This window comes from Pseudomonas libanensis (assembly GCF_001439685.1).
In the GTDB taxonomy this organism is placed as follows: domain Bacteria; phylum Pseudomonadota; class Gammaproteobacteria; order Pseudomonadales; family Pseudomonadaceae; genus Aquipseudomonas; species Aquipseudomonas libanensis.
Genome location: NZ_JYLH01000007.1, coordinates 314,145 through 326,504, shown reverse-complemented (window position 1 = coordinate 326,504; position 12,360 = coordinate 314,145). Strand labels below are relative to the sequence as shown.

Here is a 12,360-nt window from a genome sequence, read left to right as displayed (position 1 = left end):
ACCGGCACAGCCGGATCCGCTTCGTCACCCCATCAGAGCGCCATGGAGGGAAAGATCATCAGATCCTGGCACTGCGCCATGAGCTGTATGAGCGGGAGCGCCGGAAAAGACCTGAACGGTGGTCAGGACAAACACGTAACTGGGAACCGGTAGGAACGGTGCTGCTGAATCCAGATCGGGAACAGCAGACCGAACAAAAAGCGGCATAGCAGAACGGTTGACGCGACAACTACCTTGAAAAACGCCGGGTGGGGCAAGAGCCCTTTGGTTACTTTGGGGCTCTTTTCCAAAGTGACCCGCTGTCAGAGCGGAACCCTAAGTGGCCGTTACCGCAGGAATGGATATGTACCCGGTATAGCTGTGTCGCCTGTCAGGCCGCCTTCGCGAGCAAGCCCGCTCCCACAGTTTGATTGCGGGGTGTCAGGTAGATTGGCATCGGCTGGCAGGCCGTCATCGCAGGCAAGCCAGCTCCCACATTTGGATCGCGGTGCGTCAGCTAGATCAGCGTCGGCTGTCAGCCCGTCACGGGAGCAAGCTCCCTCGCCACAGATTTAGCCTCGTGCCGAAGTTGTGTAGATACCTATGCCCCGATGGCGGCCTGGCTGGTTTAACGGAGCGCCTAAGATCAAAAGCAGATCAAGATCAACGGCGGCTCGCTTCGCATCGTGGTCACTGACGGTCGCTATGTCAGAGTTGTGTAAATACCCATGGCCATCCGGGGCAAGCCCCCTCCCACATTTGATCTATGGTGCAGCTTGAATCCGGATGAAAGTGCCAGTGCCCTTGAGGATGTTCTGCAAGGTTTCCTCCACTTCGGCCAGGTCGGATGCGGCCGTGGCGTGGGTGATCTCCAGATGATCCTCGCCACCCAATGCATCGGCATCGCCTGCGGCGAGATCTACCACCAAGGTCGTGTCACTCAGGGTGATCTTCAGGCCATCCAGGGTCGACGGCTGGTAATCCCAGGTCAGTTCCACTTCATCTTCATCCGGGTAACGACTGAGCATGAACATTTCGCCGTTTTTGCCGTGGCAGCAGAGCATAGCCATGTTGTCTTCTTCGTCATCGCAGGGGTTGACGAGCAGGTGGGTGGTGGTCAGTTGCATGGAAAGTCCTGTTTAAGCGCGGTAGCGCGTGATTCTGCCATTACCTGCGATCTCGTGTCGCTTTAAGTGGTTTTACGCAGGCTGACTGTTCTAGGTCTGCGGCCTCAGACCTTGAAAACAACATTTTTGATTGAATTCGTAACGGGAGTGAACGCTTTGCCGAAACCCTCGCTCACGAGGGGTTTGAGGGTGTTGGTTACGCCGCTGACTATGCGTTCAGAGGCGCCTGGCCGGTTGTTGATTTGGTCATCGATGCCGATCCCCAGCTCCGCTGCACCGAGTCCGACAGCGACTGCAGTGAGGGCCGCGCCCACAGGAGGGAAGGCCATGCCAAGGGGCGCAAGAAGGATCAAACCGTAGGAGGCCAGCTTCAACCAGCTCATTGCCGTGGCTTTTTGTTGGTCGCTATTGAGTACGAATTGCTGATCGGTCGCCGCCTTGGCCGCTTGTTCTGTGCGATGTTGCAGTTCTTCAAAGGGGTTGCCCTCGAATACTTTTCCATCGAACAAGCCGCCTTCTCTCCAATAGCCAAGGCGGGCCTGGACTTCTTCCGACATAGTCCGATCCAGATCATCGGCAACTCGATCGATGTGCTTGTCCACGCCCACACTCCAGCCTCCAAGCGGGCCTGCCATGGGGCCGGCGGTAGGGCGATCTTGTGGTCGGAACAGCAGTTTAAATGGCTCGCGCTTTTCAGGATCCCTCAATTGTTCGCCCAGCCAGCGATTCATGGGTTCAACCGAGTCAAACCCCTGCAGCGGGGGCAGGAGGCCAGGGACATACAAAAGTATTCGCCCAGTTGTCTTGTCGCGTGTGTAGAACATTCGCGATTCAAAACCGTTGAACGTGAGGAATTTGGTTTCCAAATTCGGGTCAGCTTTATACGGTTGTTTCAAATCGTCTGGCGTCGCGCTCAGGTAGGTTTTGTCAGGGGGGAGGCCGGCTACACCCATGGCAATTTTCCTGTCGTTTTCGGTCAACGATTGGTCGTGATGCTGAATATGCGCTGCCGTCAAGTACGCAACCGTCGAGGTGGCCGTAAACTGGGCGCGTGTATTGGCGTTCCAGTAATTTTTCAAATAATTGTCGTAAGGCTTTTTATAGGCGTTGTCCCAGACCATCTGCTTGAATTGGTTAGGGTCGATCGGATGGTGGTTGCTGTGGTCATAGATGTCGGGCGCGCCCGGATAAGGCTCGAGATAGATACCGTGGGCCCATTTGTTGTAGGTGAAATTTTCCGGAACTGAGTATTGGCCGTCAGGGCTTGGAGGGCCGGTGTGGCGGGACTTTGGATCTATCTTAATCAATGGAGGCCCCTCGCGGTATTCACTTCTCGAGTCAGGGCCACTGAAAAAAGGCAGTTCAATGCCTTGAATATTAAGTCGGGCCGCATCTGTTAAGGATATTTTCTGGGTGATAACGCCTTTGTTATGTTCTTTGTCACTCTTGTGATTGAAAACAATGGTCACAAGAAAGGTTTTATCGGGATCAACGTCGATGAATCCGAAGGTGTCCTCGATATGGGCTTTTACCTGTTCTGACGTGATTTCGTTGGGTGTCTTGACGGGGGTGTAGTGTCTGGCGTAATCATCCAGCGCCTCATTGCGCTTGACCGGTGCGTGGAAATAGGCGCGTGAGGCCCCCTCCGGCGTAAGTACGGCGTGATTCTGAGCCGCCTCGTTGAGTGTGTTCAAAAAGGCTGGCCGCTTATAAGGCTCAGCGTCAATCTGCTTGTTCAGCCAGTTCAACCAACCCGGCCGTTGCTGGGTAACGTCAGGTTGGGCGTTACCGGCAGAGGCGTCTGCCGGAGGAGGGGAAGGGATTTGTACTGAAGGAGGATTGATCGGAGCGATAGACATATTCGACCTCAGAATGGGGATGTAAAGAGATCTTCCTTGATTCGTCTGATGCCTGATTTGATTGGTTCGAATTTAGAGATGGTTCCAAAATGGCTGTGAGATCGATGTATTTAAGAATGTAGGAAGCTGATCCAGCGTTAACCTTTCGAGCCTGGGTTGCCCTTTGTGCAACCTTTGTCTGCCTGCTGTTGACCGAATATGTCGCAGTGCAGCAAGCACCAGTCTTCCTACACTCGTTAAGCTGCGCAACGTATGTGCCCCGCGCCAGGCGCTTGACCTGCCCGTCGTACCGTCACCCGGCAGGGACACATCTTATGGACGTTGTATGTGACCTGACTGTCTTGTCCAGCTTCACCCACCTGTCGCCCTGATTCGTTTATCGTGTCCCACGAACAGAGCCGACGGTCTCCCCGCAAGGGGATAACACGCGACGCTTCCATCAATAACAAGCCCAAGCGGAGTACCACAGATGGCGTTCTTCACCGCAGCCAGCAAGGCCGACTTCCAGCACCAACTGCAAGCGGCACTGGCCCAGCACATCAGTGAACAGGCACTGCCACAAGTGGCGCTGTTCGCTGAACAATTCTTCGGCATCATTTCCCTGGATGAACTGACCCAGCGTCGCCTTTCCGACCTGGCCGGTTGCACCCTGTCTGCCTGGCGCCTGCTTGAGCGCTTTGATCACACCCAACCGCAGGTGCGGGTCTACAACCCCGATTACGAACGTCATGGCTGGCAATCGACCCACACTGCGGTCGAAGTGCTGCACCATGACCTGCCTTTTTTGGTGGACTCGGTACGCACCGAGCTCAACCGCCGCGGCTACAGTATCCACACCCTGCAAACCACCGTGCTCAGCGTGCGTCGTGGCAGTAAGGGCGAGCTGTTGGAAATCCTGCCAAAAGGCACCCAGGGCGACGGCATCCTGCAAGAATCGCTGATGTACCTGGAAATCGACCGTTGCGCCAACGCCGCCGAATTGAACGTGCTGAGCAAAGAGCTTGAGCAGGTGCTGGGCGAAGTGCGTGTGGCCGTAGCCGATTTCGAACCGATGAAAGCCAAGGTCCAGGACCTGCTGGCCGGTATCGATGCCAGCCCGTTTGCCATCGACGGCGAAGAAAAAGCCGAGATCAAGAACTTCCTGGAGTGGTTGGTGGGCAACCACTTCACCTTCCTGGGCTACGAGGAGTTCGTGGTACGTGACGAGGCGGACGGCGGTCATATCGAATATGACGCCGATTCCTTCCTCGGTCTGACCAAGCTGCTGCGCGCCGGCCTCACTGCCGAAGACCTGCGCATCGAAGACTATGCCGTGGCCTACCTGCGCGAACCGACCGTGCTGTCGTTCGCCAAGGCTGCGCACCCAAGCCGAGTGCACCGCCCGGCTTACCCGGACTATGTGTCTATCCGTGAAATCAGCGCCGACGGCAAGGTCATCAAGGAACACCGCTTCATGGGCCTGTACACCTCCTCGGTGTACGGCGAAAGCGTGCGAGTGATTCCTTACATCCGTCGCAAGGTCGCCGAGATCGAACGCCGTTCGGGCTTCCAGGCCAAGGCGCACTTGGGCAAGGAGCTGGCCCAGGTGGTTGAAGTGCTGCCCCGTGACGACCTGTTCCAGACCCCGGTCGACGAGCTGTTCAGCACCGTGATGTCCATTGTGCAGATCCAGGAACGCAACAAGATCCGCGTGTTCCTGCGCAAAGACCCCTACGGTCGATTCTGCTACTGCCTGGCCTACGTACCGCGCGACATATACTCCACCGAAGTGCGCCAGAAGATCCAGCAAGTGCTGATGGATCGCCTCAAAGCGTCAGACTGCGAGTTCTGGACCTTCTTCTCCGAATCCGTCCTGGCCCGTGTGCAACTGATTCTGCGGGTTGACCCGAAGAACCGCCTGGACATCGACCCGCTGCAACTGGAAAAAGAAGTGGTGCAGGCCTGCCGCAGCTGGCAGGACGACTACGCCAGCCTGGTGGTGGAAAGCTTCGGCGAAGCCCACGGCACCAACGTGCTGGCGGACTTCCCGAAAGGTTTCCCGGCGGGCTACCGCGAGCGTTTTGCCGCGCATTCGGCGGTGGTCGACATGCAGCACCTGAACAGCCTCACCGAAGCCAACCCACTGGTGATGAGCTTCTATCAGCCCCTGGGCCAGGTCTCCGGCCAGCGTGAGCTGCATTGCAAACTTTACCACGCCGATACCCCGCTGGCGCTGTCGGACGTGCTGCCGATCCTGGAAAACCTCGGCCTGCGTGTGCTGGGTGAGTTCCCGTATCGCCTGCGCCATGCCAATGGCCGTGAATTCTGGATCCATGACTTCGCGTTCATCGCCGCCGAAGGCGTGAACCTGGATATCCAGCAGCTCAACGACACCCTGCAGGACGCGTTCGTGCATATCGTGCATGGCGATGCCGAGAACGATGCGTTCAACCGCCTGGTCCTCACCGCCGGCCTGCCTTGGCGCGACGTGGCGCTGCTGCGTGCCTATGCTCGCTACCTCAAGCAGATCCGCCTGGGCTTCGACCTGGGTTACATCGCCAGCACCCTGAACAACCACACTGACATTGCCCGCGAGTTGACCCGGCTGTTCAAGACCCGCTTCTACCTGGCGCGCAAGCTCACCGCCGACGACCTGGAAGACAAGCAGCAGCGCCTGGAACAAGCGATTCTCACCGCCCTGGACGACGTCCAGGTGCTCAACGAAGATCGCATCCTGCGTCGTTATCTGGACCTGATCAAGGCCACGCTGCGTACCAACTTCTACCAGACCGACGCCAACGGCCAGAACAAGCCGTACTTCAGCTTCAAGTTCAATCCGCATGCGATTCCTGAGCTGCCAAAGCCGGTACCGAAGTTTGAAATCTTCGTCTACTCGCCGCGTGTCGAAGGTGTGCACCTGCGCTTTGGCAATGTCGCCCGTGGCGGCCTGCGCTGGTCCGACCGTGAAGAAGACTTCCGTACCGAAGTATTGGGCCTGGTAAAAGCCCAGCAAGTGAAGAACTCGGTGATCGTGCCGGTGGGTGCCAAGGGCGGCTTCCTGCCGCGTCGCCTGCCATTGGGCGGCAGCCGTGACGAGATCGCGGCCGAGGGTATCGCCTGCTACCGCATCTTCATTTCCGGCCTGCTGGACATCACCGACAACCTGAAGGATGGCGCCCTGGTGCCGCCGGCCAATGTCGTGCGTCATGACAATGATGACCCGTACCTGGTGGTGGCGGCGGACAAAGGCACTGCGACCTTCTCCGACATCGCCAATGGCATTGCCATCGACTACGGCTTCTGGCTGGGCGATGCATTTGCGTCCGGCGGTTCGGCCGGTTACGACCACAAGAAAATGGGCATCACCGCCAAGGGCGCGTGGGTCGGTGTGCAGCGTCACTTCCGTGAGCGCGGCATCAACGTGCAGGAAGACAGCATCACTGTGGTGGGCGTCGGCGATATGGCCGGTGACGTGTTCGGTAACGGCTTGCTGATGTCCGATAAGCTGCAACTGGTCGCAGCCTTCAACCACCTGCATATCTTCATCGACCCGAACCCTAACCCGGCCACCAGCTTCGTCGAGCGCAAGCGTTTGTTCGAGCTGCCGCGTTCGTCGTGGACCGACTACGACACCAGCATCATGTCCGAAGGCGGCGGTATCTTCTCGCGCAGCGCCAAGAGCATCGCCATCTCGCCGCAGATGAAAGAGCGCTTTGACATCCAGGCCGACAAGCTGACCCCGACCGAACTGCTCAACGCCTTGCTCAAAGCGCCGGTGGACCTGTTGTGGAACGGCGGCATCGGCACCTACGTCAAGGCCAGCACCGAGAGCCATGCCGACGTGGGCGACAAGGCCAACGACGCGCTGCGCGTCAACGGCAACGAGCTGCGCTGCAAGGTGGTGGGCGAGGGCGGCAACCTCGGCATGACCCAGCTGGGCCGTGTGGAATTCGGCCTCAATGGCGGCGGTTCCAACACCGACTTCATCGATAACGCCGGTGGCGTGGACTGCTCCGACCACGAAGTGAACATCAAGATCCTGCTCAACGAAGTGGTGCAGGCCGGTGACATGACCGACAAGCAACGCAACCAGTTGCTGGCGAGCATGACCGACGAAGTCGGCCACCTGGTGTTGGGCAACAACTACAAGCAGACCCAGGCCTTGTCCCTGGCGGCGCGCCGTGCCTACGAGCGTGCCGCCGAGTACAAGCGCCTGATGAGCGATCTGGAAGGTCGTGGCAAGCTGGACCGCGCCATCGAGTACCTGCCGACCGAAGAGCAGCTCAGCGAGCGCGCCTCTACCGGCAAGGGCCTGACCCGTCCGGAGTTGTCGGTACTGATCTCGTACAGCAAGATCGACCTCAAGGAAGCGCTGCTCAAGTCGCTGGTGCCGGATGACGAGTACCTGACCCGTGACATGGAGACCGCGTTCCCGCCGAGCCTGGTGGCCAAGTTCGGTGAGGCCATGCGTCGTCACCGTCTCAAGCGTGAGATCGTCAGCACCCAGATCGCCAACGACCTGGTCAACCACATGGGCATCACCTTCGTGCAGCGCCTCAAGGAGTCGACCGGCATGAGCCCGGCGAACGTGGCCGGCGCCTATGTGATCGTGCGCGACATCTTCCACCTCCCGCACTGGTTCCGTCAGATTGAGGCCTTGGACCACCAGGTCTCTGCCGACGTGCAGCTGGAGCTGATGGACGAGCTGATGCGCCTGGGCCGTCGCGCTACGCGCTGGTTCCTGCGCAGCCGTCGCAACGAGCAGGACGCCGGGCGTGACACCGCGCACTTCGGTCCGCACTTGGCCGCGTTGGGTCTCAAACTCGACGAATTGCTGGAAGGTCCGACCCGCGAAGGTTGGCAGACCCGCTACCAGGCGTATACCGAAGCCGGTGTGCCGGAGTTGCTGGCGCGCATGGTGGCCGGTACGACTCACCTGTACACCTTGCTGCCGATCATCGAAGCGGCCGACGTGACCGGGCATGACGCCGCCGAAGTGGCCAAGGCCTACTTCGCGGTTGGCAGCGCCCTGGACCTGCCATGGTACCTGCAGCAGATCAGCGATCTGCCGGTAGCCAACAACTGGCAGGCCCAGGCCCGCGAAGCCTTCCGCGACGATGTGGACTGGCAGCAACGGGCAATCACCATCGCGGTCCTGCAAATGGCTGATGCGCCACAGGACATGGAAGCCCGCGTGGCCCTGTGGCTTGAGCAACACCAGGACATGGCTGATCGCTGGCGCGCGATGATGGTGGAAATCCGTGCTGCCGTGGGCACGGACTACGCCATGTATGCGGTGGCCAACCGTGAGTTGCTGGACCTGGCATTGAGCGGTCAGTCGGTGCTGTAAGTGCTGGCAGAGCGTTAAAACCGAAAAAACCTCGTGTCGTAAGACACGAGGTTTTTTTTCAGCCGCGCCAATCAGGCTCCAGGCCAAGGCACGATCAGTTGGGTGAATAACCTACTACTACCTTGGGTTCGTAGTATTTAGGCGCCGAGGCTATTTTGCTTTCCAGCTCCGACCGAATAGCTGGGGCGGCATCATGCTCAACCGGACTCATCTGATGAGCGATGAAATCGAGGGTCTCTTCCAGCCCTGGGACTGGCCTGGTAGTAGCCGTTCTATCCCACTCGAACTTCAGCGCGGCATAGGCCTTGGGCAGGTCTCTGTCCATGCCATAGGTACGAGCAGGCCTGGTTTTTTCCCGTGGAAGGGCGGCAAGTGCGTAGCCATACTCCAGTAACCCGTCCTGGTCACCTGTCCACGCCAATTGAACAAGCCTTCGCTGCTTTTCAACCATCGTGGCGGTTGAGGCCGGGGAGAACAAACGGTCCGCGAGTGCCAATGGATATCCGCTATCAGCGGCTCTTTGACACAGCACTTCAATTTCTGCCGTGCGCTCTACGGCGTTGGGCATCAGTCCCGGGTGTTTCCGATAGGTTTGGGCGAGTTTGAATAAGGCTCTGGGGTTGCCCGTTTCGGCAGCCTTGGTCAGCCAGGTGAAGTCATCCGTCAAGGTATACAAATTGAACATGCTTTGTATGTCACCCTGGGCTGCGCCCGCCGTGGACAGGGCCTTGGCCTTTGCCAGCGATTGGGTATCACCCAGCCACATCAACGCCAGGACATGATCCTGTGCCGCTGCGAGCTTGAGCCATCCCACTGTTCGCGGGAACGGGTAGCGGAATGCTCCGAGTTGGTAACCGGTACAGGTAGCCATGCCGTATTGCGCTTCGGCGTCGCCAGCCAGTCCAGGGAAGGTCAAATAGAACTCGGCTTCGTCAAAGCGTTTTTGATGGAACAATGCAGTTCCGATCTCTTTTGCCGAATGGGTCAGCTCGGTCAGTGAGGTCTTTAGCGGCTCTGCCAGAGAGGCTTTCTGCTCGTTCAATTGGCTAATCAGGGTGTAGAGGTTCTCGTAAACTCTTGTATCAATGATCATCTTCAATGCCAGTCATGAAGCACTCAATCAGTGCGCAATCCAGACTATGGAAAGATGTCGGTAAGGCGGCGCTATATATCTAGGGGTGGGGCCACGAGGCGGAATTCGAGGCGATTCAGGTGTTGGGTCATTCGTTCTGCAGCGGCTTTGCAATCACCTTGCTCCACGGCATCGGCAATCGCTGCGTGTGCTTGCCACGCACAGTTCATCCGGGCTGTTTCTTCATGTTGCGCAATGGCCAGTGCCGTCAAAGGCACCAGGCTATTGAGGAATTGCGCGAGTGGCGCATTCTTCGCCATCATTGCCAATTGCAGATGGAACTCCCCCGACAAGCGGATCGCGGCCCCGCGTTGTGCACGGGCAATGCAGTCACGTTCGCGGTTGATCAGTTCGCGCAGTTGGCGTACCTGGACAGGCGTTGACTGAGCGCACGCCAGTTGCACCACGGTCATTTCGACCATGCGCCGCGCTTCCAGGATCTGCCGGGTTTGCAAGGCGTCCGGCGCAGCCACCTGGGCGCGTTGGTTGGGGCGCTGGATGATCACTTGCTGCTGGGATAACTTTGCCAGCACGCGGCGAATCACACTTCGGCTCACACCAAAGGTCTCAGCCAGGCCTTCCTCAGTAAAACGACTGGCGGGGGCGATGCGTTGTTCCAGGATGGCGTCGAACAGTCGAGGGTAGATGTCATCCACCGAAGGCTTTTTGCCGCCGACCAGGCGCAGGGGCGTAAGGGTGGTTTCGTAGTGCAATGCGTGAGCATGCATGGCCTGCCTCCAAAAAATCAGCTGCCCAGATGGTCGTCCGGGATATTCAGGCGAATGCCCATGCGCAAGCCTTCCTGAAGGATGTGCCGACGCATTTCAGCACTGGCCAGGGCGCTGTTCTTGTTGCGGATGGCGCGCACCACGGCTTCGTTTTCCTGCAGGCGCTCAGCCAGGTGTTCAGGCGAGTTGCGCAGCACTTGTGCGCTTTGCTTGAGTGCGGTGCTGGTTTGCTGCACCACATTCTGGAAAATCGGATTGGAGGTGAGGGCGAACAGTTCTTCGTGGAAGTCAATGTAGGCATTCATGCCGGCTTCGGCGTCACCCGCATCCAGGGCTTCGCGCATGTCCATCAGGGTAAGGCGCAGTTGGCCGACTTCCTTGCTGCTGATGGACTGGGCCACCAGGCCGACGATAAAGGGTTCAAGCGTGTAGCGCAGTTGCAGGATGTCTTCGAGGCTGGCATCGGCCACGGCGTCGCTCGATTGCGGCTCGCTGACGCTGGTTTCCAGCACAACTACGCCTTTGCCGGGCATGGAGCGCACCAGGCCGAGTGTTTCCAGCACGATTACGGCTTCACGCAGGCTCGGACGGCTGATGCCCAACTGTTCAGCCAATTCACGCTGGCCGGGCAGCATTTCCCCGCGCCGCCACTGGCCGCGCTTGAGTGCGGCGCGCAGTTTTTCTACAACTGAATTGACGACGGTTGAAGTGCTGATCACGTCGTGTGCTCCTTGAAGTTGCGAATACGAGGTTCAAACTGTTGAAGATCAAAGTGTGGGAGGGGGCAAGCCCCTCACATTAAAATTCCTGATGCGCCGGCAGTACCGGTTTCTTGGCCTGGAAGGCATACCCTTGCTGGCCGTTCAGCACCTTGTTGGCGCGTTGGATATCAATGTCCTTCTCCCAGCGCGCAATCGCCACGGTAGCCACGCAGTTGCCGATCAGGTTAGTCAATGCACGGCCAATGCCCATGAACCAGTCCACCGCCAGCACCAACACCAGGCCGACCACCGGAATGGCCGGGATCGCCGTGAGCGTCGCCGCCAGGATCACCAGTGCCGAGCCCGGAATACCATGGGCACCTTTGGAGGTGATCAACGATACCAGCAGGATCGTCAGCAAGTCGGTCATCGACAAGGGTGTGCCGGTGGCATTGGCGATAAACACGATGGCCAGGGTCAGGTAGATGGAAAAACCGTCGAGGTTGAATGAATACCCTGTCGGAATCACCAGGCCCACGGTGGAACTGCCAATCCCTAAGTGTTCCAGCTTACGCATGATCTGCGGCAGCACCGCATCGGAGGAGGCGGTGCCCATCACGATCAGCAGCTCTTCACGCAGGTACTTGAGCAGCGGCAGCATGCGCAGGCCCGACAGGCGCATCACCAGGCCGAGGATCAGCGCGACGAAAGCAAAGCAGGTCAGGTAGAACAGCCCCACCAGGCTGCCTAGATGTTGCAGGGAGTCGAGGCCATAGGTGCTGGTGGTGAACGCGATCGCGCCGAATACACCAATTGGCGCCAGGCGCACGATCATGCCCATGATGCGGAAGATCACATGGCTCAGCTCGTTGATCAGCCGGGAGATGCCGCTGGCCGCTTCGCCCACCAGGTTCAGCGCACTACCGAACAGCACCGAGAACAGCAGCACTTGCAGCACGTTGTTGTCGGCGAATGCGCCGATCACCGAATTGGGGATCAGGTCCATCAGGAACTGGCTGGTGCCCTTGATGTGCTGGCCCTTGTCGGCCAATTCGTTCAAGCCAGCTGACGACAGTTGCTCCAGATGAATATTGGCGCCGCTGCCAATGCCGGTGCTGAACGCCATGATCAGCCCGAGCACCAGAGCGACGGTGGTGAGTACTTCAAAGTAGATCACCGACTTGAGGCCGATGCGCCCGACTTTCTTCAAATCGCCGGCACCGGAAATACCGCTGACCACCACGCAGAAGACGATCAGGCCAATCAGCATTTTGATCAGCTTGATAAAGCCGTCGCCCAGGGGTTTGAGTTGCGAGGAGAATTCGGGAAGGGCCAGGCCGCAGACGATGCCTAGGATCAGGCCAATCACGACTTGCAGGAAAATCGAACGCGAGCACCATCTGAGCATGGGAAGGATCTCTATTCGGTGCCCTGGTGGTTCCAGGGCTTAATTGTTGTGGTCTTACCGGTAAGTCCAGTGCGGGGCCAGTCTACGCCCGGTTTTT

General features: G+C 58.6%; 7 protein-coding genes and 1 pseudogene. 2 read left to right on the top strand and 6 right to left on the bottom strand.

The window, feature by feature from the left end:
• A pseudogene (locus TU73_RS28340) lies at positions 1-209 on the top strand (IS3 family transposase); the annotation flags it as partial.
• 534 nt (positions 210-743) lie between these two features.
• Here the strand turns inward: TU73_RS28340 and TU73_RS13975 are convergent.
• Both TU73_RS13975 and TU73_RS13970 read right to left on the bottom strand, forming a co-directional pair.
• Positions 744-1,106 carry a hypothetical protein gene (locus TU73_RS13975; protein ID WP_057012727.1) on the bottom strand — a complete coding sequence of 121 codons (363 nt, stop codon included), beginning with the start codon at positions 1,104-1,106 and terminating at the stop codon, positions 744-746.
• A gap of 104 nt (positions 1,107-1,210) precedes the next feature.
• Positions 1,211-2,965, bottom strand: a complete 1,755-nt coding sequence (locus TU73_RS13970) for a dermonecrotic toxin domain-containing protein (RefSeq protein WP_057012726.1) — start codon at positions 2,963-2,965, stop codon at positions 1,211-1,213.
• 469 nt (positions 2,966-3,434) lie between these two features.
• On the opposite strand from TU73_RS13970, the gene TU73_RS13965 reads away from it, so the two are divergent.
• The gene (locus TU73_RS13965) at positions 3,435-8,294 is read left to right on the top strand and encodes an NAD-glutamate dehydrogenase (RefSeq protein ID WP_057012725.1); all 4,860 of its coding nucleotides are present in this window, start codon (positions 3,435-3,437) and stop codon (positions 8,292-8,294) included.
• Positions 8,295-8,388: 94 nt separating this feature from the next.
• On the opposite strand, the gene TU73_RS13960 is transcribed toward TU73_RS13965, so the two are convergent.
• From TU73_RS13960 to TU73_RS13945, 4 genes are all read right to left on the bottom strand, one after another.
• Positions 8,389-9,387: an SEL1-like repeat protein gene (locus tag TU73_RS13960; protein WP_057012724.1), complete on the bottom strand. Its 999-nt coding sequence runs from the start codon at positions 9,385-9,387 to the stop codon at positions 8,389-8,391.
• A 71-nt stretch (positions 9,388-9,458) separates the two neighbouring features.
• Positions 9,459-10,154 carry a GntR family transcriptional regulator gene (locus tag TU73_RS13955; protein WP_057012723.1) on the bottom strand — a complete coding sequence of 232 codons (696 nt, stop codon included), beginning with the start codon at positions 10,152-10,154 and terminating at the stop codon, positions 9,459-9,461.
• Between the two features lie 17 nt (positions 10,155-10,171).
• A complete protein-coding gene (locus TU73_RS13950; protein WP_057012722.1) occupies positions 10,172-10,873 on the bottom strand; it encodes a FadR/GntR family transcriptional regulator in 702 nt (233 codons plus the stop codon).
• Positions 10,874-10,952: 79 nt separating this feature from the next.
• Positions 10,953-12,263, bottom strand: a complete 1,311-nt coding sequence (locus tag TU73_RS13945; RefSeq protein ID WP_057012721.1) for a C4-dicarboxylate transporter DctA — start codon at positions 12,261-12,263, stop codon at positions 10,953-10,955.
• Positions 12,264-12,360: the final 97 nt, after the last annotated feature.